23 protein-coding genes and 1 pseudogene are annotated in these 23,172 nt (G+C 73.6%); 7 read left to right on the forward strand and 17 right to left on the reverse strand.

Going from position 1 to position 23,172, the window contains the following annotated elements:
- A partial coding sequence (locus tag AB7J25_RS23195; protein WP_428512082.1) for an ATP-dependent metallopeptidase FtsH/Yme1/Tma family protein occupies nucleotides 1–688 on the reverse strand: 688 nt, incomplete at its 3' end.
- 311 nt (nucleotides 689–999) lie between these two features.
- Here AB7J25_RS23195 and AB7J25_RS23200 point away from each other — a divergent pair.
- The gene (locus AB7J25_RS23200) at nucleotides 1,000–1,845 is read left to right on the forward strand and encodes a serine protease (protein WP_428512084.1); all 846 of its coding nucleotides are present in this window, start codon (nucleotides 1,000–1,002) and stop codon (nucleotides 1,843–1,845) included.
- 52 nt (nucleotides 1,846–1,897) lie between these two features.
- Here AB7J25_RS23200 and hpt read toward each other — a convergent pair whose 3' ends face one another.
- The 4 genes and pseudogenes from hpt to dacB form a co-directional block, all read right to left on the reverse strand.
- A complete protein-coding gene (gene hpt / locus AB7J25_RS23205) occupies nucleotides 1,898–2,449 on the reverse strand; it encodes a hypoxanthine phosphoribosyltransferase (RefSeq protein WP_428512120.1) in 552 nt (183 codons plus the stop codon).
- Between the two features lie 39 nt (nucleotides 2,450–2,488).
- Nucleotides 2,489–3,658, reverse strand: a pseudogene (gene tilS / locus AB7J25_RS23210) (tRNA lysidine(34) synthetase TilS); the annotation flags it as partial.
- 180 nt (nucleotides 3,659–3,838) lie between these two features.
- Nucleotides 3,839–4,939 carry a zinc-dependent metalloprotease gene (locus tag AB7J25_RS23215; RefSeq protein ID WP_428512086.1) on the reverse strand — a complete coding sequence of 367 codons (1,101 nt, stop codon included), beginning with the start codon at nucleotides 4,937–4,939 and terminating at the stop codon, nucleotides 3,839–3,841.
- 62 nt (nucleotides 4,940–5,001) lie between these two features.
- Entirely contained in the window at nucleotides 5,002–6,471 is a 1,470-nt protein-coding gene (dacB, locus tag AB7J25_RS23220; RefSeq protein WP_428512088.1) for a D-alanyl-D-alanine carboxypeptidase/D-alanyl-D-alanine endopeptidase, read from the reverse strand.
- A gap of 50 nt (nucleotides 6,472–6,521) precedes the next feature.
- On the opposite strand from dacB, the gene AB7J25_RS23225 reads away from it, so the two are divergent.
- On the forward strand, nucleotides 6,522–7,025 hold the full coding sequence (locus tag AB7J25_RS23225) for an inorganic diphosphatase (protein ID WP_428512090.1): 504 nt from the start codon (nucleotides 6,522–6,524) through the stop codon (nucleotides 7,023–7,025).
- Between the two features lie 96 nt (nucleotides 7,026–7,121).
- Here AB7J25_RS23225 and AB7J25_RS23230 read toward each other — a convergent pair whose 3' ends face one another.
- The 4 genes from AB7J25_RS23230 to AB7J25_RS23245 form a co-directional block, all read right to left on the reverse strand.
- Nucleotides 7,122–8,798 carry an MDR family MFS transporter gene (locus tag AB7J25_RS23230; protein WP_428512122.1) on the reverse strand — a complete coding sequence of 559 codons (1,677 nt, stop codon included), beginning with the start codon at nucleotides 8,796–8,798 and terminating at the stop codon, nucleotides 7,122–7,124.
- A 68-nt stretch (nucleotides 8,799–8,866) separates the two neighbouring features.
- On the reverse strand, nucleotides 8,867–9,340 hold the full coding sequence (locus AB7J25_RS23235) for a MarR family winged helix-turn-helix transcriptional regulator (RefSeq protein WP_428512092.1): 474 nt from the start codon (nucleotides 9,338–9,340) through the stop codon (nucleotides 8,867–8,869).
- 84 nt (nucleotides 9,341–9,424) lie between these two features.
- Nucleotides 9,425–9,658 carry a hypothetical protein gene (locus AB7J25_RS23240; RefSeq protein ID WP_428512094.1) on the reverse strand — a complete coding sequence of 78 codons (234 nt, stop codon included), beginning with the start codon at nucleotides 9,656–9,658 and terminating at the stop codon, nucleotides 9,425–9,427.
- Nucleotides 9,659–9,781: 123 nt separating this feature from the next.
- Complete coding sequence (locus AB7J25_RS23245) at nucleotides 9,782–10,237, reverse strand: MaoC family dehydratase (RefSeq protein ID WP_428512096.1); 456 nt, start codon at nucleotides 10,235–10,237, stop codon at nucleotides 9,782–9,784.
- A gap of 62 nt (nucleotides 10,238–10,299) precedes the next feature.
- Between AB7J25_RS23245 and AB7J25_RS23250 the strand changes: the two genes are divergently transcribed.
- The 3 genes from AB7J25_RS23250 to AB7J25_RS23260 are packed head-to-tail and all read left to right on the forward strand — an operon-like array spanning nucleotide 10,300 to nucleotide 12,521.
- Nucleotides 10,300–11,076, forward strand: a complete 777-nt coding sequence (locus AB7J25_RS23250) for a transglutaminase family protein (RefSeq protein WP_428512098.1) — start codon at nucleotides 10,300–10,302, stop codon at nucleotides 11,074–11,076.
- A 27-nt stretch (nucleotides 11,077–11,103) separates the two neighbouring features.
- Nucleotides 11,104–11,403: a hypothetical protein gene (locus tag AB7J25_RS23255; protein WP_428512100.1), complete on the forward strand. Its 300-nt coding sequence runs from the start codon at nucleotides 11,104–11,106 to the stop codon at nucleotides 11,401–11,403.
- Nucleotides 11,403–12,521, forward strand: coding sequence for a tetratricopeptide repeat protein (locus tag AB7J25_RS23260; RefSeq protein WP_428512102.1), 1,119 nt, complete (start codon nucleotides 11,403–11,405; stop codon nucleotides 12,519–12,521). Before AB7J25_RS23255 ends, AB7J25_RS23260 begins: the two co-directional genes overlap by 1 nt.
- 12 nt (nucleotides 12,522–12,533) lie before the next feature.
- On the opposite strand, the gene AB7J25_RS23265 is transcribed toward AB7J25_RS23260, so the two are convergent.
- From AB7J25_RS23265 to AB7J25_RS23290, 6 genes are all read right to left on the reverse strand, one after another.
- The gene (locus tag AB7J25_RS23265; RefSeq protein ID WP_428512103.1) at nucleotides 12,534–12,923 is read right to left on the reverse strand and encodes a hypothetical protein; all 390 of its coding nucleotides are present in this window, start codon (nucleotides 12,921–12,923) and stop codon (nucleotides 12,534–12,536) included.
- Nucleotides 12,924–12,962: 39 nt separating this feature from the next.
- Entirely contained in the window at nucleotides 12,963–14,426 is a 1,464-nt protein-coding gene (locus AB7J25_RS23270) for a fused MFS/spermidine synthase (protein ID WP_428512105.1), read from the reverse strand.
- A 10-nt stretch (nucleotides 14,427–14,436) separates the two neighbouring features.
- Entirely contained in the window at nucleotides 14,437–14,982 is a 546-nt protein-coding gene (locus AB7J25_RS23275; RefSeq protein WP_428512107.1) for a hypothetical protein, read from the reverse strand.
- A 204-nt stretch (nucleotides 14,983–15,186) separates the two neighbouring features.
- A complete protein-coding gene (locus AB7J25_RS23280) occupies nucleotides 15,187–16,332 on the reverse strand; it encodes an acyl-CoA dehydrogenase family protein (RefSeq protein WP_428512109.1) in 1,146 nt (381 codons plus the stop codon).
- Nucleotides 16,333–16,334: 2 nt separating this feature from the next.
- On the reverse strand, nucleotides 16,335–18,410 hold the full coding sequence (locus AB7J25_RS23285) for an acetyl/propionyl/methylcrotonyl-CoA carboxylase subunit alpha (protein WP_428512111.1): 2,076 nt from the start codon (nucleotides 18,408–18,410) through the stop codon (nucleotides 16,335–16,337).
- Between the two features lie 140 nt (nucleotides 18,411–18,550).
- Complete coding sequence (locus AB7J25_RS23290) at nucleotides 18,551–20,143, reverse strand: carboxyl transferase domain-containing protein (RefSeq protein WP_428512113.1); 1,593 nt, start codon at nucleotides 20,141–20,143, stop codon at nucleotides 18,551–18,553.
- Between the two features lie 90 nt (nucleotides 20,144–20,233).
- Between AB7J25_RS23290 and AB7J25_RS23295 the strand changes: the two genes are divergently transcribed.
- Both AB7J25_RS23295 and AB7J25_RS23300 read left to right on the forward strand, forming a co-directional pair.
- Nucleotides 20,234–20,713 carry a hypothetical protein gene (locus AB7J25_RS23295; RefSeq protein ID WP_428512114.1) on the forward strand — a complete coding sequence of 160 codons (480 nt, stop codon included), beginning with the start codon at nucleotides 20,234–20,236 and terminating at the stop codon, nucleotides 20,711–20,713.
- A gap of 19 nt (nucleotides 20,714–20,732) precedes the next feature.
- Complete coding sequence (locus AB7J25_RS23300; RefSeq protein WP_428512124.1) at nucleotides 20,733–21,323, forward strand: SACE_7040 family transcriptional regulator; 591 nt, start codon at nucleotides 20,733–20,735, stop codon at nucleotides 21,321–21,323.
- A gap of 409 nt (nucleotides 21,324–21,732) precedes the next feature.
- Here the strand turns inward: AB7J25_RS23300 and AB7J25_RS23305 are convergent, their stop codons facing one another.
- Nucleotides 21,733–22,464, reverse strand: coding sequence for a DUF2334 domain-containing protein (locus tag AB7J25_RS23305; protein WP_428512116.1), 732 nt, complete (start codon nucleotides 22,462–22,464; stop codon nucleotides 21,733–21,735).
- Between the two features lie 121 nt (nucleotides 22,465–22,585).
- Complete coding sequence (locus tag AB7J25_RS23310; RefSeq protein WP_428512118.1) at nucleotides 22,586–23,044, reverse strand: nuclear transport factor 2 family protein; 459 nt, start codon at nucleotides 23,042–23,044, stop codon at nucleotides 22,586–22,588.
- Nucleotides 23,045–23,172: the final 128 nt, after the last annotated feature.

Consider the following 23,172-nt stretch of genomic DNA (forward strand, 5'->3'; position numbering starts at 1 on the left):
CGGAGATCGTGTAGAACGGCACGCCCGCCTCGCCCGCGACGGCCCGCGCGAGCAGCGTCTTGCCCGTGCCGGGCGGCCCGTAGAGCAGCACGCCCTTCGGGATCTTCGCCCCGAGGGCCTGGTAGCGACCCGGGTTCTGCAGGAAGTCCTTGATCTCCTGCAGCTCCTCGACGGCCTCGTCCGCCCCCGCGACGTCGGCGAACGTCGTCTTCGGCATGTCCTTGTTGAGCTGCTTCGCCTTGCTCTTGCCGAACGACATCACCCGGTTGCCGCCACCCTGGGCGTTGTTCATCATCCAGAACAGGATGAGCAGCACCAGGCCGAGCGGGATCAGGTAGATCAGCATCGTGACCAGGAAGGACTCCTGGCGCACCGTCGTGTCGAACGTCGGCTTGTTACCGGCCTGCTCGAGCGCGGTGAAGATCGTGTCGCCCGCCTGGAGCGGGTACTGCGTGATGACCTGGGTCGAGCCGTCGACGGGCTGGTCCAGCGTCAACCGCAGCTGCTGCTCCTTGTCCTCGATCAGGGCGTCGCGGACGTTGCCGTTCTGGATCTGCGCCAGTGCCGTGGAGGTGGGTACCTGCGTGTACCCGCGGGTGTCGTCGGTCAGGAAACCGAAGACGACCCACAGAAGGATCGCAGCCAGGATCCAGGTGATCGGATTGCGGAGCAGACGCTTGCGGTCCATGAAGCTACGGCCCGGTCGGCCTTCACCCTCCCTGGTTAGTTGCCGGAAGCGACCCACCGCGAGTGCGACCGGCCCCGAAGCCGCCAGGATAGCGGCCCGGGGGCCGCGTCACCCGCGGCGGCGACCAACGGTCGCTGCAGGTACGTACGTCGTAACGCCCCCGGGAGGCCACCCGTTCCCGACCATGGGCCGACCCGTCACCGCAAGGGGTGGTAACCGTCGCCCGATCCGTGTCGTTAGCCCGCCGAGGTGACATCCGGGACGCGATACTCACGCGTCCGGACGGCGGGGAGTTCGACGGGAGAGTGCACATGAGCGTCAGGTCGGGAGCGGCGGGGCTCCGGGGACTGGCCACGGCCGCTGCCGCAGCGGGCCTGGTCGCCCTGGGCGTGGTCGCGGCACCGGCGGCGACGGCGGCCGAGGGTCCGGCCGACGGGGGCGGGTCGATCCACCCCGGCGTCGTCACGGACTCCTCCGGCGGCGGCCAGTGCACGTCGAACTTCGTCTTCACCGCGGACGGCAAGACCTACCTCGGACAGGCCGCGCACTGCGCCGGCACCGGCAACGCCACGGAGACCGACGGCTGCACCTCAGGCAGCCAGCCCGTCGGCACCCTCGTCGCGATCCTCGCGAGCGACGGCACGACACGTAACGGAACCCTCGCCTACAGCTCCTGGCTCGCGATGCAGGAGGCGGGCGAGACGGACCCCGACACGTGCGCGTACAACGACTTCGCACTCGTGGAGATCGACCCCGCCGACGTCGCCGACGTCGATCCCACCGTGCCGTTCTTCGGTGGGCCCGTCGGCCTCGACACCGACGGCCTGCCCGTCGGCGAGGAGGTCCACAGCTACGGCAACTCGCCGCTGCGCCAGGGTGTCGCGGCCCTCAGCCCCAAGTCCGGGATCAGCGCGGGCGACGGTGGCGGCGGCTGGACCCACGAGGTCCTCACCGTCACTCCGGGCGTCCCCGGCGACTCCGGCAGCGCGTTCCTCGACTCCGACGGCGACGCGGTGGGCGTGCTCTCGACGCTGAACCTCGCGCCGCTGCCGCTGTCCAACGGCGTCTCCGACCTCGCCAAGGCGATGGCGTACGCCGAGGCCCACGGGTTCGGCGGCCTCGAGCTGGTGCCGGGGACGGTTCCGTTCAGCCCCTGAGTGCGGGCCTGCGCACCCCGACCCGGCCGGCCATCGGCCCCGACGCAGCGGATCAGGCGTAGACGGCCGGGTCGAGCGTGCCGATGTAGGGCAGGTCGCGGTAGCGCTCGGCGTAGTCCAGGCCGTAGCCCACGACGAACTCGTTCGGGATGTCGAACCCGACGTAGGCCACCGGAACGTCCACCTTCACCGCGTCCGGCTTGCGCAGCAGCGTGCACACCTGCAACGACGCGGGCGCGCGGCTCTCCAGGTTCTTGAGCAGCCACGACAGCGTGAGGCCCGAGTCGATGATGTCCTCGACGATGAGGACGTGGCGGCCCGCGATGTCACGATCCAGGTCCTTGAGGATGCGCACGACCCCCGACGAGGACGTCGACGATCCGTACGAGCTCACCGCCATGAACTCCAGCTGCACCGGCATCGGCAGCGCGCGGGCGAGATCGGTCATGAACATCACGGCGCCCTTCAGGACACCGACGAGCAGGAGGTCGGAGGCCCCGGTCCGCTCCGCGTAGTCCCGTCCGAGCTCGGTCGCCAGCTCGACCGTCCGGTCCCGGATCGCCTTCTCGGTGACCAGCACGGACGCGATGTCACCGTCGTACACGGGCGTTCCTCCGTCTGCGCCGGGGGTGGTGGGGAACGGCCGTGTGGTGGGGCTCCAGCCGGCCGGGCGCAACAGCAGCCTTCCACGGCGACGAACCAACTCCAACCCGCCCGGAAGGGTCGCCGTGCCACCGGCGCCCGCCCGGCTCGTCCCGGCCGCCACCCGGTCCGCGGCCCGCAGGTGCACGTCCGTGAGACCCGTCACACCGTGGGCGAGCAGCCACGAGCGCAGTGCCCGGCGACGCACGGCGGTCGGAGCCGCGGCGAGGACGGCGGTGTCGAGCCCGGGGTCGGGGCCGGTGTCGGGGCCGGGGTCGGGGTCGGGGTCGGGGCCGGTGTCGAGGTCGGGGCCGGGGCCGGGCTCCCGCGAGTTCCGCATCTCGCCGCCGCGAGTTGCGCATTCGACCGGTGCGAGTTGCGTTTCCCGTCCGGGCACCGGTGTCGCGGGCTCACCGGCCGCGGCCCGCAGCACCCCGACCGCGACGGCGTCCAGCGCGTCAGCGTCCTCCCGCAACTGGCGGGCCGTACGCGCCAGCGCGGGTGCGACCCCGCCCGCGAGAACCTCCTCCAGCAGCGGCAGCACCTCCAGCCGCAACCGGACTCGCGTGTAGCGCGGATCGGTGTTGTGCGGGTCCTCCCAGGCCGGCAGGTCGAGGGCTGCACACGCCGCGCGCGTCGTGGCACGGCGGATCCCGAGCAGGGGACGCAGCCAGGGCGGATCCCACTCGCGCATCCCGGCGAGCGACCGAGGGCCCGAGCCGCGGCCCAGCCCGAGCAGGACGGTCTCGGCCTGGTCGTCGAGGGTGTGGCCGAGCAGGATCGGCGACGACGGATCCGGGCGGGCTGCGCGTAGCGCCTCGTACCGGGCACGGCGCGCCGCGGCCTCGGGCCCGCCCCGGCCGTCGACGTCGACGCGGACGACGGCGGCCGTCGCGCCGAGCCCCCGCGCCAGCTCCGCGACCCGGGTGGCGACGTCCGCGGACCCCTCCTGGAGACCGTGGTCGACCACCACGGCGTGCACCTCGCCCGGCACCGCCGCGACCGTCGCGGCGAGCAGCGCCAGGGAGTCCGCACCACCGGAGCACGCCACGACCGGCGTTCCCCGGTGGCCACGCAGTGCGTCCCGGACGGCCCGGCGGACCTCCGCGACGGCGGGCTCGACGTTCACCGGCCCACCCTTGCACGGTGGCCGGGCGCACCCCGCACGCATCCTGGTGGAACCCGCAACTCGCGGCGGCAAGATGCGCAACTCGCGGCGGCCAGATGCGCAACTCGCGGCGGCCGAACCCGCAACTCGCGGCGGCCAGATGCGCAACTCGCGGCGGCAAGATGCGCAACTCGCGGCGGCCGAATCGGCAACTCGCGGCGGCGAGATGCGGAACTCGCGGGGTTACGGCACCCGTCGCAGCCAGGCGTCGGGCTCGGCCAGCTCGGCGCGCGTGGGGAGGGTCTCCGGGCTCGCCCAGGCCTGGTTGAACCCGTCCATCCCGACGGCGCCCACGACGTGGCGCGTGAACTCCGCACCCACCGCGTACTGCTTGACCTTCGCCTCGACGCCGAGCAGCGCGCGCAGCAGGCGGTCGATCAGCCCCCCGCCGCGCCTGCGCGCGGTGAAGCGGGCCCGGATCGTCTCCACGCTCGGCACGACCCCGGGTCCGGCCGCGTCCATGACGTGGTCGGCGTGGCCCTCCAGCAGCGTGGTGAGCGCGAGCAACCTGTCCAGCACGGCCCGCTGCTCCGGACCGTGCAGCAACTCCACCAGGGCGAGGGAGTCGGCACCCGAGGTGCGCACCGCCTTGACCAGCTCGGGCAGCCGCTCCATCACGTTGGCGTTCTGCGGCGGGGTGGAGAGGAACCGCGACACCTCGCCCGAGAAGTAGTCCCGCATCCACGGCACTGCCGTGAACTGGAGCCGGTGGGTGGCCTCGTGCAGGCACACCCACATGCCGAACTCCGCCGCGTCCACGTCCAGCGCCTGCCGCGCGGCGTGGATGTTCGGGGCGACGAGCAGCAGGCGCCCCTCCCCGCCCGGCCCGCCGAACGGGTCGTACTGGCCGAGCACCCGCCCACCCAGGTACGCGACGAGGGCACCGACCTGCAGGCCCGCCGCACCGCGGGTGACGACCCGCGCGCCCTTCGCGACCCGCCCGCGAGCCCCCTCCATGGTCTCGGCCAGGGGCAGCCGGGCGTCCGCGGTGAGCGTGGCCATGCCGTGCAGCGCCGCTGCGGCCCACGCGGGACGGTCGACGACGTCGGCGGGCAGCAGCGGCAGCCCCGACCCGAGGCCCGTGACGTCCCGGACGTGCCCCTCGGCGACGGCGGCGTCCGCCCGCAGCCGCTCGACCAGCTCGATCGCCACGGACGGCTCGACGTCCGGACCGGACGGCACCAGACGCGTTGCGGTGCGGCGAGCCAGCTCCCAGTCGACGGGCAGGCCGCGCGCCGACGCGGACGGCACCGCGGAAATCACGTGCTCATTCGACCGGGACACGCCCCCACGCTACGTGCCGTGCGGCGTGAGCGAGGTGAGTCGCGCAACGTCTCAGGGACCTCTCAGCGGCAGCCGCAGCCGCTCAGCGAGGCAGCCAGCCGATCGAGCTCGGGCCGCGCCACCGCGGGCGACGTGCCGGTGGACATGAACGCGAACACCAGCAGGCGACCGTCGCCGTCGGTCACCACCCCGGCGAGGCTGGAGACACCGGTGAGCGTGCCCGTCTTGGCCCGCACGACCCCCCGCCCGGTGCCGGTGAAGCGGTCGTCCAGGGTGCCGTCGCCGCCCGCGACCGGGAGGCCGGTGAGTAGCGGGCGCAGGAACAGCGTGTCGCGACGGCTCTGCGCGGGCACGGCGGCCGCGGCCAGTACGGCACCGAGGAGCCGGGCCGGTACGCGGTCGCGGGTGGACAGGCCGCTGCCGTCCACGAGGACAAGGCCCGAGGTGTCGAACCCGGCCTGGTTGAGCGCGCCGGTGACCTCGTCGGCTGCGCCTGCGAAGGACGTGTCGCCCTCGCGGGCCAGCGCCACCTCCCGGGCCAGCATCTCGGCCAGCACGTTGTCCGAGGTGCGGATCGCGTGTTCGACGAGCTCCGCCACCGGCGCCGAGAACACCGACGCGATGCTGCGGACGTCGCCGGTGGGCGCGGTGCCCGCCGTGACGTTCCTCTCCTCCACTCCGAGCAGCCGCGCGAACGCCCGGCCGGCGGTGAGGGCCGGGTCCTGGACGCGCGGCCCGTCCTGAAGGGCAGGGTCGATTCGGCCGCCATCGATCATGAGCGCCTCGATCGGCGTGACGTAGCCGCCCGCCACGTCCCCGGGCGACCAGCCCTCCGCGAGACCGCCGCCGGAGTAGCGGCTCGCGTCGACCACGATCCGATCGACCTTCGTCCCCGACGCCTTCACCGTGTCGGCCAGGTCGGCCAGGCGACTCGGTTCCGGGTACACGCCGTCCGTGCCCGCCGGGAGCGCCGTGAGCGTGGGATCACCGCCGCCGACGAGCACGATCGTCCCGGGCTGGCCCCCGGGTAGGACGCGGGTGGCGAGCCGCTCCGTCGGATCCAGCGTGAGCAGGGCCGCGGCCGCGGTGAGCAGCTTCGCCGTGGATCCGGGGACGGTGCCCCGCTCGGCGCCGCGGTTCCACAGCACCGCTCCGGTGGCCGGGTCCAGGACCGTGCCGGTGAGCCTGCCGAGGGCCGCCGACGACGCGAGCGGGTCCAGCGCGGCCGCCACCCCGGCCGCCGTCGGCTGCGGCGCATCGGGGGCGAGGGGGCCGAGCAGCGGCACGGGCTCCGGCGGCACGGCGACCGGTGGGGCGATGAACCGCGGGGCCGTCAACGCCACCGCGCTGCCCGTGGACACCGCCATCATGAGTACGACGAGTGCGGCCAGCGCGCGTCGCTGACCCGGCCGTACGCCGAACGCCACGCCTGCGACCTCCTCGGAGCAGCCCGGTGGCGGCACCGCCGGGGCCGCACCAGAGTAGAACCCGGGCCGGGGCGCCCTCGTCGTGACCGGGGTCTCAGCGGCCACAATGGGATGACACCGTCCCGCCCGCACGTACCGACCCGCAGGAGAGCGCCGTGGACTTCGACGTCACCATCGAGATTCCCAAGGGTGGCCGCAACAAGTACGAGGTCGATCACATCACGGGGCGCATCAGGCTCGACCGCACCCTGTTCACGGCCACCCAGTACCCGGCCGACTACGGCTTCATCGACGGCACCCTCGGCGAGGACGGCGACCCGCTCGACGCGCTCGTCCTCGTCCAGGAGCCGACCTTCCCCGGCTGCCTGATCCGGTCCCGCGCCATCGGCATGTTCCGCATGACCGACGAGAAGGGTGGCGACGACAAGGTCATCTGCGTCCCGACCGACGACCCGCGCCAGGAGCACCTGCGCGACATCCACCACCTGCCGGAGTTCTACCGGCTGGAGATCCAGCACTTCTTCGAGATCTACAAGGACCTCGAGCCGGGCAAGAGCGTCGAGGGCGCGACGTGGGTGGGCAGGGCCGCGGCCGAGCAGGAGATCACGGCGTCCCGCGCCCGCGCGGTCAAGGCGGCAGAGGCCGGCGAGCTGCACTGAGCCCGCGCTGCGGCCTACTTCGGACGGGTCGGCGTCCTCGCACACCGCCGGCGCGTGCGAGGACCCAGCGGGGGCGTGCGAGAACGCAGCGGGCCGTCAGCGCAGGCGCGCGCCCCGCTCCGCCCCGTCCCCGGTGTCGGCGCCCCCTGCTGCGGCGACCGGCACGGCGACCTCCGGCGCCACCGTCGGGAGTGCGCCCGGCTCCGCGGTCCCCACCGGCTCGCGGCGGGCCTCGACCCCGGACACCGTCCGCAGCGGCAGCTCCCGCATCAGCAGCACTGCCACCAGGCCGATGACGAGCAGCGCCGCCGCGGTGAGCAGGACGGCGCTCATCGACCCGGCGAACGCCTCCAGGATCGGCCGGGCGAGCCGCGGGTCCGCGGTCGTGAGGAACGACGAGTCGTCCAGCGCCGGCGGCGGGCCGCCGTGCAGGGCGTCCACGATGGGCGCGTTCGCCGGGTTGGCGGCGACGGCGGGATCGGCGGCCGTGGCCTGCAGCGTCGCGGCGTCGGTGCGGAAGTTCTCGGCGATGCGCGCGGGCAGGGAGCCGAAGAGCATCGCGAGGAAGATCGCCGTGCCCAGCGTGCCGCCCATCTGGCGGAAGAACGTCGCGGACGCGGTGGCGACGCCCATGTCGCGCGGCGGCATGGCGTTCTGCACCGCCAGGGTGACCGGCTGCATGATGCCGCCCAACCCGAGCCCCACCAGGCACATGAAGACGGCGGTCTGCCAGTACGGGGTATCGACGCCGAGGAACTGCGACAGCAGCACGAGCCCGACGATCATGAGCGAGACGCCGACGACGGGCCAGCGCTTGTAGCGACCGGTACGCGAGATGCGCCGCCCCGAGAAGATCGACATGGACATGATCCCGAGCATGAGCGGGAGCGTCTCGAGCCCGGCCTGGGTGGGTGAGGAGCCCTGCACGATCTGCAGGTACAGCGGCAGCAGGGCGATGGCACCGAACATGCCCATGCCGGTGACGAACCCGGCGACGGTGCCCCAGCCGAACACGCCGTTGGAGAAGAAGCGCAGCGGGAGCAGCGCGTCGTCGCCCATGCGGTGCTCGGCGAGCAGGAACGCGGCGAGCCCGAGCGCGCCGACGGCGAAGCAGAGCAGCGACGCGGGCGAGGTCCAGCCCCAGAGCCGGCCCTGCTCGGCGACGAGCAGCAGCGGCACGAGCCCGACGGCCAGCGCGAGGGCGCCGGGCCAGTCGATGCGGTGCTCGCGGCGGGTGTGCGGGATGTTGAGCACGCGGGTGACGACGAACAGCGCGAGGATGCCCAGCGGCACGTTGATGAGGAAGACCCAGCGCCATCCGGTGACGCCGAGGATCTCGGCCTGGCCTGCGAAGAAACCGCCGACGACGGGGCCGAGGACGCTGGAGATGGCGAAGACGGCGACGAAGTAGCCCTGGTAGCGGGCGCGCTCGCGAGGAGCGACGATGTCGCCGATGATCGTGAGCGCCAGAGAGAAGAGCCCGCCTGCGCCGAGGCCCTGGATCGCGCGGAAGGCGGCGAGCTGCACCATCGAGTCGGCGAAGGCGCACGCCGCCGAGCCGGCGACGAAGATCGTGATCGCGACGAGGAACAGCGGCTTGCGCCCGTAGAGGTCGGAGAGTTTGCCGTAGAGCGGCGTGGTGATGGTCGCCGTGATCAGGTAGGCGGTGGTCGCCCAGGCCTGCATCGTGAGGCCGTGGAGGTCGTCGGCGATGGTGCGGATCGAGGTCGCGACGATGGTGTTGTCGAGCGCCGCGAGGAACATCCCGATCATGAGACCGCCGAGGATCGCGAGGATCTGGCGATGGGTGAGCAGCGCCTCGCGCGGCGCGGCGGGGGCGGTCACGCGTTCTCCTTGACCGGCAGCTTGTGGGCCTCGAAGGCGGTGGCGAAGCGCGCGAGCAGGTCGGCGAACGTGTGCCGCTCGTCCGGGGTCCAGTCCCCGAGCATCGCGGCGACGCGCTCGATGCGGACGCGGCGGTTCTCCTCGAAGACCCGGCGCCCCTCGTCGGTGGCCGCGAGGAGGGTGGCGCGGCCGTCGGCGGGATCCGCCGCGCGGGCGACGAGCCCGAGGCGGACGAGGTGCGCGACCTGGCGGCTCACCGTCGACGGGTCGGAGTGGACGGCCTCGGCCAGCGCGCTGGAGCGCTGGGGCCCGCACTTCACGAGCTGGACGAGCAGGTGGTAGGTCGCGCGCTCGACCGCGTCGGGATGCTCGGCCTGGTAGCGCGCGTGGGCGCGGTCCATCAACCGGATGACCCGGATCAGCTGCCCTGACACGGCGTCCGCCGTGGCGAGCTCGTCCTCGGTGGGCATCGGCCACCTCCCGCATGCCGTTTGCATGAATCACGCAACAACATGCAGGGTACAACTTGTTCCCGGACGTGAAGCCCGGGAGGGTCAGACGGCCTCGAGGACCGCGTACCCCGCCTCCGTGAGCACCGCCGCGGGCACCCCGGCACCGGCCGCCGCGATCAGCCCGGCCTGCACCAGGTGGAACGCGGCCGCCGAGTCCGCGCACGTCAGGCCGTCGACCAGCAGCACGGCCCCCGGCCCCTCCTCCAGCTCGCAGCGCCCCTCGGCGACCGCACGCAGCAGCGCCCGTTCCCGCCCGCTCACCGTCTCCCCGGCCATCGGAACTACTCCCCGTCGACTCGTCGTCCGAAGGGGAGTTCGTCCGTACAGCCCGATGTGTTTCACCTCACGGGCCGAGCCGCCCGATCGGACGACCGCGTCGACGCCGCCCGGCGCGGCGGATCAGACGTATTGCCGCGTGATCCACTCGGCGACCAGCGCGGGCCGCTGCGAACCCTCGATCTCGACCGTGACCTTCGTCGTGACCTGCACGCCGCCCTCCACGTCCGACACGTCCAGCAGCTCGACGTTGCCGCGGACGCGGCTGCCGACCGTGACCGGCGAGGTGAAGCGCACCTTGTTGAGCCCGTAGTTGACGCCCATCTTCACGCCCTCGACGGTGTAGGCGCTCCACACCAGCGGCACGATCAGCGACAGCGACAGGAACCCGTGGGCGATCGTCGACCCGAACGGCCCATCCTTGGCGCGCTCGGGGTCCACGTGGATCCACTGGTGATCGTCGGTGGCGTCGGCGAACTGGTCGATCCGCTCCTGGGTGATGGTCAACCAGTCGCTCACGCCGACCTGCTGCCCCTTCGCCGCCCGCAGCTCGTCCACTCCGTTGAAGACCCTGCTCATCGACGCCCCTTCGCTCGACATGGGAGTTCCCGTCACCCTGCCACACGGCGCAGGATGGACAGGTGGACGCCGTGGCCCGTTTCACCGAACTCGTTTCGGCACGGGAGCCGCCGCTGGACCGGGCCGCACTCGCGCTCGCCGCGGGCGGCCTCCCGCGGCTGGACGAAACCCGCTGGCTGCGCGAGCTCGACCGCCTCGCCGAGGGCGTGACCTCCCGGGACGCGCTGCTCGAGCGGCTGTTCGTGCAGGAGCGGTTCACCGGGAACGCGGCCGACTACTACGACCCCCGGAACTCACTGCTCCCCCACGTCCTGGGGCGCAAGCTGGGCATCCCGATCACGCTCGCGGTGGTGTGCATCGAGGTGGGGCGGCGCGCGGGGATCACGCTGCACGGCGTCGGCATGCCGGGCCACTTCCTCGTCGGAGCCGGGTCGGGGGACGACGCGGTCCTGGTCGACGTCTTCGACCGCGGCCGGCTCCTCGACGCCGCCGGGGCGGAGGCGCGGTTCCGCGAGATCGCCGGCCCCGACGCGCCGTTCGGCCCGCAGCTGCTCACCCCCACCTCGACGCGCGCGATCCTCGCGCGGATGCTCGAGAACCTGCGCGGCATCTACCGGGCCCGCCGCAGGCCCGGAGACCTGGAGTGGGTGTTGCGGATGCGCCTGGCCCTGCCGGGCGCCGGTCCGGCCGAGCTGGTGGAGCTGGTCGGGGCACTGGGTGACCAGGCCCAGTGGCACGAGGGGGCCGCGCTGCTGGAGCGCCACGCGTCGTCCGCGGAGCCGCAGCTGCAGGAGCACCTGCTCACCCTCGCGAAGGTCCAGCGGGCGCACCTGAACTGAACCCGGCCGCCGTGCGTGACAGTCGGCATGGGTGACGCGATCGATCCGGACCTGGCCGTGGTGGAGGGCGCCTTCGAGGCGTTCGCCGAGGCGGTGGTGGCGACGGTGCTGGGGGTGGTGCCGGGGGCGGAAGCCGCGGTGGTGGCCGATGCCGCTGCCGGTGGGGCCGCTGAGCCCACCGAGACCGCTGAGGCGGCAGGCGCGACCGAGGGTGGATCGGTGATCGCGGGCGAGGGCGCGGACGCGCTCTACACGCTGCCCGACGGCTCGATCTCCTTCTCCGGGTACGGGATGGACGGCACGTCCTACTCGTTCGGCGTCGACTGATGGGGGCGCTCGACCGTTTCCGCACGGCGGCGCGTGAGGCCGTCGAGCAGGGACGGGCCGCGGCGGCACGAGCGGCGGGCGGCGACGTCACACGAGTGGCGGGCGGCGATGTCCTGGCCCGGGCAGGGGAGACGGCGGCCGGGGCGGCGCTCGGCCACGGCGTGCGCACGGCAGGCCGGGTGATGGGCGGGCTGCCACTGCTGTCCGCGCCGATGGACCTGTTCGGCAGCCGCCACGGCGTGGACGCCCTGGTCGCGGCGGTGCAGTCCGACCCGGACGGGATCCTGCCGCACCTGTGGCTGGGCGAGGCGCTGCAGTCCCTGCGGACCGACGCGCGGCGCTTCGAGCAGGTGCGGACCGTGGTGGCGGCGCTGGACCCGGCGTCGTTCGTGATCCGGCAGGCGGTGCGGACGGCGGCGCAGCTCGGCGCGGCCCCGGCGGCGGACCCGGCGGCGCAGGTACTGGCCCGGTGCCGCCACCTCGCGGCGCGTGCGCTGGCGGTGGATCCGCGCGACGCGGTCGCCCTCTACGCGCTGGCCCGGGTCGCGCTGGCCACCGGGCGTGCAGACCTCGCGGTGCAGCCGGCGAAGCTCGCGGTGGCCGCGTTCGGGCTGCGCGCGGGTTCGGGTACGGGCGCGCCCGCCGGTGTTCCCGACACGGGCACACCCACCGCTCGTCCCGGCACGGGCGCACCCGCGGCTCGTCCCGGGGCGGGCGCACCCGACGACGGCGACCGCGGCCGCGCGCTCGTCGTCCTCGCTCACGCGTACCTCGTCCTCGGCCGCGACGCGTCCGCGGCGAACGTGGCGCGCAAGGCGGTGGACGCAGGCTGCAGCCTCGGCTGGACGGTGCTCGCCGAGCTCGCCGTCCGCGAGCCGGGCGGCCTGCGGGCGCACGCGGACCTGTCCGCCCGCGTCACCGACACGGACCGGTGCGCCTACCACGGCGCCTACCGCACACCGGCCGAGATCGGCCGGGCCGTATGGGAGGCGCAGGGCCGGCGCGCCCGCGACCTCGGTGGCTCCGGCCAGAGCGCCGTCCACGCCGCCGCACACCGGATCCCGGCCTACAACGCCCGCGCCCGCACGGAGCGGATCGAGCTGCCCGGGCGACGGTGAGCCGGGCGACGCTCAGTGCACGTCGGTGCCCGTGAGCTCCTTCTCCAGCTCGTCCGCCGTCTCGACGATCAGCCGGAACGACCGCTCGAACACCGCGAGCCCGGCGTCCTCCAGCGGGATCGAGTCCCGCAGGACCGCGACGCCGTCCAGGGCGATCACCCCGCCGACCACCGACGCCCCCGCCAGCTCCAGCAGCTTCGGCAGATCGAGGTCCGACAGCTTCGCCACGGGCGAGGCGATCTGCACCCACGGGTGCCCGTCGTCGCCGTCGGACTGCCGCACGACGACGAGCTGGGTGCGCTCGCCCGTTGTGGGCAGGTTGAACCACAGCTCGTCCCGCGCCTGGCGCATGATCTCGTAGCGCACCCGCACGTACGACACCAGGTCGTCCCAGCTCGCCACGTCAGCTCCTCGCTCGCCCCGTCATCGTCGCCCTGGACGCTACCGGGCATACGGGGTGAGGAGCTGATCGACCGGCGCGTGCTCGTCGGTGAGCACGCCGGCCCCGCGGACGAGCGGCGCGGGATCGGCGAGGCGGGCGCCGGGTTCGCCGTGGACGGCCAGCGCGGCGTCGAGGGCGGCCGGGTCGACCGCCCGGTCCGCGGCGACGAGGACGGCGTTCCCGCCAGCACCCCGGGTGAGCTGGTCCGGCCGGATCAGCACGGTGACGTGCGCGAACTCCCGCTGCAGCGTCACGGTCTCGGCGGCGAGCAACGCCAACGGGTCGTGGTCGATGACGTTGAGCACGTAGATCCCCCCGGGCGCGAGGACGCGGCGGACGTCCGCGGCGAACTCGACCGTCGCGAGGTGCCAGGGGACGGAACGGGCACCGAACGCGTCGCCGACGACGAGGTCCGCGGACGCGGCGGGCAAGGCGCGCAGGGTGGTGCGCGCGTCCCCGATCCGGACGTCGAGCCCGGGGACGGCGTCCACACCCAGCTCGCGGCGGCCCAGCGCCACCACACCGGCGTCCACCTCCAGCACCGTGGACGTCGAGCCGGGCCGGGTGGCGGCGAGCAGGCGCGGCATCGTGAAGCCACCCCCGCCGACGTGCACGGCGCGCAGGGGGGTGGGTGGCGATGTCATCGGGAACGCCGCGTCGATCGCGGCGGCGAAGCGGCGGGTGTAGGCGAACTCCAGCGCGGCCGGGTCGGCGAGGTCGACGGCGGAGTGGCGCAGGTCGTCGAGCACGAGGAAGCGGACGGACCCGCGCTCGGGGTCGGGGACGACGCGGGCGCAGTGGTACACGGTGTCGACGTCGCACCGGCTCGGGACGACGACGAGGGCGAGCAGCAGGACCGCCGCGACCCCGCCCGCGCCCTGGAGATCCTGACGGCTCCGCACGGTCGCCACCGCGAGGGCGAGCGCCAGGCACGCCGCGGCCGTCACGATCAGGATGGCGGTGGTCGGCAGCAGCGTGACCAGCACGAACCCGGTGAGGAACGTGCCGGCGAGCGATCCGATCGTCCCGGCGGCTGACAGTGAGCCGATCACGGTGCCGGAGCCGTCCAGGCCGGTCAGGCGCGCCCGGGTGATCGCGGGCGTGACCATCGCCAGCGCGGTGACCGACGGCAGCGTCGAGAGCGCGACGAGGCCGATCGCTCCTGCCGGGCCCGGATCGAACGCCGGACCGGCGAGCCGCACGATCGGCGCCACCGCCAGCACGCCCAGCCCGCCGAGGGTGAGCGCACCCGCCGCGACCCCGCGCGGCGAAGCGGCGTCCGCCCGCTTCCCGCCCAGCGCGGCACCGGCGGCGATGCCGGCGAGCGCCACGCCGATGACCGCCGTCGTCGACTCCAGCGTCAGCCCGACGTAGGGGGCGACGAGCCGGGTCGCGAGCGTCTCGACGACGAGGATCGCCGCGCCGCTGACGAGGACGGCGAGCCGGGCGAGGGCGGGAGGCACCCGGCCATCATCAGGCAAGCACGGCGAGGGCGATCACCCCGAGCCCGAGCGGGACGTCCAGCGCGATGCAGGCCTCGGCGAGCGAGCGCGGCACGACCTCGCCGCTGCGCAGGTGGATCACATCCCAGATCCCGTGGGCGGCGAGCGTCAAGCCGACGATCACGAGCCCCACCGCGGGCGACACCAGGAGCCCCAGGACCGCGGCCGCGCCGTACACGAGCAGCGCCCCCGTCTGGGCACGCAGCGCCACCCTCGAAGCCTGTCCGACCAGGCCCGCGACGAGCAGCAGCACGCCGCTCATCGCGATCGACAGCCATGGCGGAGCTCCGAACGGCGCCCCGATCGCGCCGACGACGAAGGTCGCGGGGATCGCCGCCCAGGCGACCCATGGTCTGCCGAGGGCCGCAGCCGCGAGGTAGCAGATCGCGGCGGCGATGACGCAGGTCGCGACGGTCTCGCGATCCGCGCCCAGCGCGAGCAACGCGACCGCGCAGCCCACGCCGAGAGCGGCGGGCCAACGCTGCAGGACCGGATGGGTGCGTTCGGCGGTGGTCACGCCCTTGATGGTGGACGCCGGCATGGCCGGAGACGAGGGATATATGCAGATTCGGCCGGATCCGTGGGAATCCCGTCCGCCCCGGCCGGCCCGCACGCCGGTGGAACACACGTGCGATCCGTCGCACACACCCCGCGGCCCCGGCACACACCGCCGACGGCGTGTGCGAACACCACCAGGTAGGTGCGACCCGGTTGCCGGGGGCTACAGCCCCAGCTGGCGCGCGATGAGCATCCGCTGGACCTCGGACGTGCCCTCGCCGACCTCCAGGATCTTCGCGTCCCGGTAGAACCGGCCCACCGCGTACTCGTTCATGAAGCCGTACCCGCCGAAGACCTGGGTGGCGGCCCGCGCGTTGTCCATCGCCGCGTTGGACGCGACGAGCTTCGCGATCGCCGCCTCCTTCTTGAACGGCTCGCCGGCGAGCATCCTCGCCGCCGCGTGGTGGTAGGCCAGGCGCGCGGTGTGCGCGCGGGCCTCCATGTCGGCGATGAGGAACTGGATGGCCTGGTAGCGCCCGATCGGCGAGCCGAACGCCTCGCGCTCCTTCGCGTAGCGCACCGACTCGTCCACGCAGCCCTGGGCGAGCCCCACCGAGAGCGCCGCGATCGCGATGCGGCCCTCGTCGAGGATCGACAGGAACTGCGCGTAGCCACGGCCGCGCTCGCCCAGCAGGTGCTCCTCGGGCACGCGGACGTCGTCGAAGAACAGCTCGTGGGTGTCGCTCGCACGCCAGCCGACCTTCGAGTACCCCGGCGCCACGGTGAAGCCGGCCGTCCCCGACGGGATCACGATGGCCGAGATCTCCTTGCGGCCGCCGTGAGCGCCCGTGACCGCGGTGACCGTGACGAGCGAGGTGATGTCGGTGCCCGAGTTCGTGATGAATGCCTTCGAGCCGTTGACGACCCACTCACCGCCGTCGAGCCGCGCGGTGGTGCGCGTGGCGCCCGCGTCGGAGCCGCCACCCGCCTCGGTCAGGCCGAACGCACCGAGCCGCGCGCCGCTGCACAGGTCCGGCAACCACCGCTGCTTCTGCTCCTCGCTGCCGAACCGGTAGATCGGCATCGCGCCCAGGGACACCCCGGCCTCCAGCGTGATCGCCACCGACGAGTCGACCCGGGCCAGCTCCTCCAGGGCGAGGCACAGCGCAAAGTAGTCCCCGCCCATGCCGCCGTACTCCTCGGCGAACGGCAGGCCGAACAGCCCCATCTCGCCCATCTTCTTCACCAGCTCGTACGGGAACTGCCCGCGCTCGTACAACTCACCGATCACCGGGGCGACCTCGCGGCGGGCGAAGTCCTCGACCGTGGCGCGCAGCGCCTCGTACTCCTCGCTCAGGTGGGTGTCCATGATCACTCCGTGTCCTCGTTGTCCGGGTCGGGCTCGACGAGCGCCAGAACCTCCTCGCGGGCGACGGTCGCGCCGACCCGCACACGCAGCTCACGCACGACGCCGTCGACCGGCGCGGTGAGGACGTGCTCCATCTTCATCGCCTCGACGACGACCAGCCGGTCGCCCGCGGCCACCCGGTCACCCGCGGCGACCTCGACGACCGTGACCGTGCCGGGCATCGGTGAGACCACCGGGCCGCCCGCGGCCTCCTCGGCGTGCCGGGCCGCCTCCAGTGGCTCCTGCTCGCGGACGGCCCAGGCGTGGCCGTCGCGCGCGACCCAGAGCGTCGGCCCGTCCTGGGCGAACGCGTAGGTGCGGGTGCGGCCGGCGATGGTGACCGTTGCGGTGATCGCACCGGGGCTCGCTCCCGCGCCGATGCCGGCAGCACCATCGTGGCGGCGGCGCGCGTCCGGGACGTGGTCGTGCAGCCACGAAGCCTGCGCCGGGTCCGCGTCGCCGACGACGACCTCCGCTGCCGCAGCCCGCCCCCGCACCCGCACGTCGACGGGCTCGTGACCCGTGACGAGCATCCGCCACGCCGTCCACGCCCGTTCCCCGACGCGCCACCCACCGGGGACCTCGAACGGGTCGACGACGGCGCCGTCGGGCTCGAGCGCGTGCAGGGCGTGCAGCGCGGCCGCGGCGAGGACGTCCTGTGGCAGCTCCCCGGACGTCCAGTCGTCGAGCCGGCGTGCGACGAGGCCGGTGTCGAGGCGCGCAGCACGGACGTCGTCGTCGGCGAGCAGGGCCCGCAGGAAGCCGACGTTCGTGCCCAGGCCCAGCAGCACCGTGCCCGCCAGGGCCGCGTCGAGGCGGCGCAGCGCCTCGGCCCGGTCCGCGCCGTGGGCGATGACCTTGGCGAGCATCGGGTCGTAGTCGGATCCGACGACGAAGCCCTCGGCCACCCCGGAGTCGACGCGGATCCCGGGCCCCGACGGCTCGCGCAGCGCGAGGATGCGGCCGCCGGTGGGCAGGAAGCCCGCGGTGGGGTCCTCGGCGTACACGCGCACCTCGACGGCGTGGCCGGAGAGCCGGACGTCGGCCTGCGCGAGGGGCAGCGGCTCCCCCGCGGCGACCCGCAGCTGCAGCTCCACCAGGTCCAGCCCCGTGACCAGCTCGGTGACCGGGTGCTCGACCTGCAGCCGGGTGTTCATCTCCATGAAGAAGAACTGGAGGTCCTCCCCACCCACCCCGTCCGCGCCGACGATGAACTCCACCGTGCCCGCACCGACGTAGCCGACCGCGCGGGCGGCGTCGCACGCGGCTGCGCCCATCGCCTCGCGCTGTGCATCGGTGAGCAGCGCGGACGGCGCCTCCTCGACGATCTTCTGGTGGCGGCGCTGCAGCGAGCACTCCCGCTCACCGAGGTGGACCACGTTGCCGTAGGTGTCGGCGAGCACCTGGATCTCGATGTGGCGTGGCGTGGTGACGAGCCGCTCGACGAGCAGGGTGTCGTCGCCGAAGGAACCGCGGGCCTCGCGCCGGGCGGAGGTGATCGCGTCGGCGAGCTCCTCGGTGCGGTGCACCTCGCGCATCCCCTTGCCGCCCCCGCCCGCTGAGGGCTTGAGCAGCACCGGGAAGCCGATCTCGCGCACGGCGGCGGCGAGGTCGTCGTCGGACAGGCCGGCGCCGTCCGAGCCGGGGACGACCGGGACGCCGGCCTTGGCGACGGTCTGCTTGGCGCGGATCTTGTCGCCCATCGCCTCGATCGCGGCCGCGGGAGGACCGACGAACGTGATCCCCGCGGCCTCGCAGGCGGCGGCGAACGCGGTGTTCTCGGCGAGGAAGCCGTAGCCGGGGTGGATCGCCTGGGCGCCGGTCGAGCGGGCGGCGTCGATGATCCGGTCGATGCAGAGGTAGGACTCGGCGGCGGGGGCCGGGCCGATCCGGACCGCGACGTCGGCGAGGGTGGTGTGCGGGGCGTGCGCATCGGCGTCGGAGTACACGGCGACCGACCGGACGCCGAGCGCCCGCAGCGTGCGGATCACACGGACGGCGATCTCGCCCCGGTTGGCCACGAGGACGGTGTCGAACACGGCTTCTCAGCTCCCCTCGGTTCCCGCGAACGGGCGCGTCGTCCCCGCGAACGGCCCGTACGGGAAATAGGTCTTCCCGTACGTGCCGTTCGCGCGGGGTGGGCGGGCGGCACGGGGTGGGCGGGCGGCAGGCACGGCGCTCACATCCGGAAGATGCCGAAGGCCGGGTCGGCCAGCGGCGCGTTGGCGGCCACGGACAGGGCGAGCCCGAGGACGGTGCGGGTATCGGCGGGGTCGATGACGCCGTCGTCCCACAGCCGCGCGGTGGAGTAGTACGGGTGGCCCTGGTGCTCGTACTGGGCGCGGATGCGGTCCTTGAACGCCTCCTCCGGCTCGGGGTCGTTCGGCGAGCGGACCGTCGAGAGCACCATCGCCGCCTGTTCCCCGCCCATGACGGAGATGCGGGCGTTGGGCCACATGAACAGGAACCGCGGCGAGTAGGCCCGCCCGCACATCGAGTAGTTCCCGGCGCCGAACGACCCGCCGATGATCACCGTCAGCTTGGGGACGCGGGTGGTCGCCACCGCGGTGACCATCTTCGCGCCGTTCTTCGCGATCCCCCCGGCCTCGTACTCGCGCCCGACCATGAACCCCGTGATGTTCTGCAGGAACACCAGCGGGATCCGGCGCTGGTCACACAGCTCGACGAAGTGCGCGCCCTTGAGCGCGGACTCGGAGAACAGGATCCCGTTGTTCGCCACGATCCCGACGGGATGGCCGTGGATGCGGGCGAACGCGCATACGAGCGTCGTCCCGTACTCGGACTTGAACTCCTGGTAGCGCGAGCCGTCCACGATCCGTTCGATGACCACGCGCACGTCATAGGGGGTGCGCGAGTCCGTGGGGACGACGTCGTAGAGGGACTCGGCGGCGTACCGGGGTTCCTCGGTGGGCAGCACGTCCCACGAGCGGGGCGCCCGCGGCGCCAGCGTCGAGACGATGCCACGCACGATCTGCAGCGCGTGCGCGTCGTCCTCGGCGAGGTGGTCGGTCACGCCGGACGTGCGCGAGTGCAGGTCGCCACCGCCCAGCTCCTCGGCCGTGACGACCTCGCCGGTCGCCGCCTTCACCAGCGGCGGGCCGCCGAGGAAGATCGTGCCCTGGTTGCGGACGATCACCGCCTCGTCGCTCATCGCCGGGACGTACGCCCCGCCTGCGGTACAGGAACCGAGGACGGCGGCGACCTGCGGGATGCCGAGCCCGGACATCGTCGCCTGGTTGTAGAAGATCCGGCCGAAGTGCTCGCGGTCGGGGAAGACGGAGTCCTGCTCGGGCAGGTAGGCACCGCCGGAGTCGACGAGGTAGATGCAGGGCAGCCGGTTCTGCAGCGCCACCTCCTGCGCGCGCAGGTGCTTCTTCACCGTCATCGGGTAGTAGGTGCCGCCCTTGACGGTGGCGTCGTTCGCCACGATCACGCACTCGCGCCCGGACACCCGGCCCACGCCGGTGATCACTCCCGCGCCGGGGGCGTCGCCGTCGTACATGCCGTGGGCCGCCAGGGGCGAGAGCTCGAGGAACGGCGAGGACGGGTCCACGAGCGCGTTCACCCGGTCCCGCGGCAGCAGCTTGCCGCGCTCGACGTGGCGGGCGCGGGCACGCTCGGAGCCGCCGAGGGCCGCGCGGGCGAGTTCGGCCCGCAGGTCGGCGACCAGGGCGCGATGGGCTTCGGCGTGGACGGCAGGGGCCTGCGTCGTCGTCACGACCACCTCCGGGGAGTTAGCGATCGTTAACATGTTAGCGCCCATTAACGTCCCGGTGCAACGCCTCCGCGGTCACCGCCGATGAACCCGTCGCGACCCCGACGAAGGAGGCTCCCCCCGGCCATGGCCGCCCCCACCACCACCCCGCCGCGCCACGACGTGACCACCCTCATCCGCTACGGCCTCCTCGCCATCGCCGCGGCAGGCGTCGTCGGCGCGGCGTACGAGCTCGCCGCCGAACGCCACTGGGGCAGCCCGCTCAAGCTCGTCCCGTGGATCGCGGTGATCGCCCTCGCCGCATCGGTGGTCACGGCGCTCTCGCCTGCGCCGCGGATGGTGCTGGTCACCCGCGTGCTGGCCGCGCTGGTCCTCGGCGCGTCGCTGTTCGGCATCGCCTACCACATCCTGGACAACATGTGGGCTGGTCACCTCGACCCGGCGTTCGGCCCCGCCTTCAAGGAGCTCCCCCGCCTGGAGCGGCTCTGGTACGGCGCCACGAAGACCGTCGGCGAGGCCCCGCCGCTCGCGCCCGGGATGCTCGGGCAGAGCGCGCTGCTCGTGGCGCTCAGCACTCTCTGCCGCGGAAATGTGAAGGATCGTTAACACCAGGGCGTACCCTGGCCTGGTGGCGGCCACTCCGGCGACAGGGACCCGTCCCCGGACGGGGCGGCGCGAGCAGATCCTCTCCGTCGCCTCGCAGCTGTTCGCACGCCACGGCTACCACGGCGTGAGCATCGCCGACCTCGGAGCAGCCGTCGGCGTCAGCGGGCCGGCCCTCTACCGGCACTTCCCCGGCAAGGAGGCGCTGCTGGAGGAGATGCTCGTCGGCATCAGCGAGCACCTCCTCGCCGGCGGGCAGGCGCGCGCCGCGGCGTCGGAGGACCCCCGCGAGGTGCTCGCCGCCCTCGTCGACTTCCAGCTCGACTTCACGCTGCGCGAGCCCGAGCTCATCGTCGTGCAGGACCGGGATCTCGCGAACCTGCCCGCCGAGCCCCGGCGCAAGGTCCGCAAGCTGCAGCGCACCTACGTCGAGATCTGGGTCGACACCCTGCGCGCCATCCACCCCGGCCTGCCTGCCGACGACGCCCGAATCGCGGCCCACGGCGCGTTCGGCCTGCTCAACTCCACCCCGCACACCGGGACGGACGATCCGGCGCAGGCAGCGGCGGTGCTGCGGCGCATGGCGCTCGCCGCGCTCACCGACCTCGTGTGACCCGTCGCCTCGCGGAGCCCGACGCACCACCTCGCAGACCCCCGACACCCCTCGCAGGGGCCGCAGCCTCTGCGAAGCGTGCCGCCACTCTGCGAAGCACGCCACACGCGTCCCGCGGGGGACACCACGCGGACATGGCTCGCAGGCCCCCCGGCACCCCTCGCGGAGCCCGGCAGCCCTCGCAGAGCCCCGACACCCCTCGCAGAGACCCGCGCACCACCTCGCAGACCCCCGACACCCCTCGCAGGGGCCGCAGCCTCTGCGAAGCGTGCCGCCACTCTGCGAAGCACGCCACATACGTCCCGCGGGGGCACCATGGAGCCGAACGTGGCCCGGGTCTACGCCGGGGCGCGACCTCGGGCCACGACCTCCGCAGCCGGCCGCAGGGATCGAGACCAGGTCGGTCGCCCTACGCCACGCGGGTGGCCGCGAACTCGTGGTAGGTCCCGGGGCCGACGCCCGCGGCGAGCGCGACGTCCACAGCCGCGAGCGCGGCGTCCACCCGCCCGGGTCGCTTGAGGTCCTTGGCCCGCACCGCGATCCGGACGTGCTCCCCGCGGCGGGCGGTACGGGTCGTCGCCGCCAGCAGCGTGCGGGCACGCCAGGCCTCGGCCGCGCGCCGGTGCTCGGCGACGGCGCGCACCTCACCGGATGCGCGGAAGCCGAGCACCCGACCCGGCAGCACTGCGTCCGGTGCCCCGAGCAGCCGGACGGCGTTCTCGTCGGCGCACACCGCGAAGCCCTGCTCGCGCAGCGCGTCGACGGTGCCGGGCGATGCGAGCCAGCGCGGGGGGACGAAGGTGTCGGTACGCAGGCCCAGGGCGGTCAGCGCGCGGCGGGCGGCGAGCAACCGCAGGTACGCCTCGTGCCGCGGCAACGCAGCGAACTCGGCGCGGCGGCCGGGACCGATCCGGGCGTTCGTGGGGTCCGGAGCGTGGTCGTAGCCGTGCAGTGCCAGCCCGTCACCGGCGGCGATGCGCTCCCGCACCCAGGCGACCACGTCGTCCGGCGCTCCGTACGGCCGCACGAGCTGCGTCAGCGGGACGCCGCGGTCCGCCAGCGCCGCGGCGAGATCAGCGGCGGGCTCCAGCGCCTCGGGACGGTCGGTGAGACCGGACAGGGACACGACGAGAACAGCCACGACCCCACGTCATCACACGGGTGTGAACGGTCCGTGTCGGGGTCATGCACATCCTGGGTGCGCCCGACGTCGCGTCTCGATGCGACGCCCGGTCGCCACACCGGTGGCGATCCAGCGCGGGCTACTGCAACGGGATGTCCACGCCCCGTTCCGACTCGGGGCGTGGCCCGAAGATCCGCCGCTCCGACTCGTCGATGCGCAGGTCGTTGATGCTCGCTTCCCGGCGGCGCATGTAGCCGTGGTCGTCGAACTCCCAGTTCTCGTTGCCGTAGCTGCGCCACCACTGACCGTCGACGTCGTGGCTCTCGTACTGGAAGCGGACGGCGATGCGATTGCCCGCGAAGGTCCACAGCGACTTGCGCAGGGCGTAGTCGAGCTCGCGCTCCCACTTCTCGGTGAGGAACGTGACGATCTCGGTGCGGCCCCGCACGAAACGGTCCCGATTGCGCCACACGGAGTCCTCGGTGTACGCGCCGGCGACCCGCTCCGGATCGCGGGTGTTCCAGGCGTCCTCGGCGGCCTGGACCTTCTGCCTGGCGGTCTCCTCCGTGAACGGCGGCAGCGGCGGGCGGTCGGCCATTGCTCCTCCGTAAGGTTGTTGATGTTCGGGATGTGGTGTTCCGGACGCCCGCGACGGCAGGGTGTGGCTGATGGCTCCTTGCCGGTGGGTGGCTTCCGAGGAGTGGCCGCCCTGCCGTTCGGGACGCC

This window comes from Pseudonocardia sp. (assembly GCF_050246655.1).
GTDB lineage: Bacteria > Actinomycetota > Actinomycetes > Mycobacteriales > Pseudonocardiaceae > Pseudonocardia.

What these genes read in the sequence shown, in the direction of transcription:
- AB7J25_RS23255 (WP_428512100.1), top strand. Translation starts at nt 11,104, where the DNA reads ATGGGTGACGCGATCGATCCGGACCTGGCCGTGGTGGAGGGCGCCTTC.
- AB7J25_RS23235 (WP_428512092.1), bottom strand. Translation starts at nt 9,340, where the DNA reads ATGCCCACCGAGGACGAGCTCGCCACGGCGGACGCCGTGTCAGGGCAG.
- AB7J25_RS23245 (WP_428512096.1), bottom strand. Translation starts at nt 10,237, where the DNA reads ATGAGCAGGGTCTTCAACGGAGTGGACGAGCTGCGGGCGGCGAAGGGG.
- AB7J25_RS23240 (WP_428512094.1), bottom strand. Translation starts at nt 9,658, where the DNA reads ATGGCCGGGGAGACGGTGAGCGGGCGGGAACGGGCGCTGCTGCGTGCG.
- AB7J25_RS23260 (WP_428512102.1), top strand. Translation starts at nt 11,403, where the DNA reads ATGGGGGCGCTCGACCGTTTCCGCACGGCGGCGCGTGAGGCCGTCGAG.
- AB7J25_RS23280 (WP_428512109.1), bottom strand. Translation starts at nt 16,332, where the DNA reads ATGGACACCCACCTGAGCGAGGAGTACGAGGCGCTGCGCGCCACGGTC.
- AB7J25_RS23295 (WP_428512114.1), top strand. Translation starts at nt 20,234, where the DNA reads ATGGCCGCCCCCACCACCACCCCGCCGCGCCACGACGTGACCACCCTC.
- AB7J25_RS23200 (WP_428512084.1), top strand. Translation starts at nt 1,000, where the DNA reads ATGAGCGTCAGGTCGGGAGCGGCGGGGCTCCGGGGACTGGCCACGGCC.
- AB7J25_RS23310 (WP_428512118.1), bottom strand. Translation starts at nt 23,044, where the DNA reads ATGGCCGACCGCCCGCCGCTGCCGCCGTTCACGGAGGAGACCGCCAGG.
- AB7J25_RS23230 (WP_428512122.1), bottom strand. Translation starts at nt 8,798, where the DNA reads ATGATCGGGATGTTCCTCGCGGCGCTCGACAACACCATCGTCGCGACC.
- AB7J25_RS23290 (WP_428512113.1), bottom strand. Translation starts at nt 20,143, where the DNA reads ATGTTAACGATCGCTAACTCCCCGGAGGTGGTCGTGACGACGACGCAG.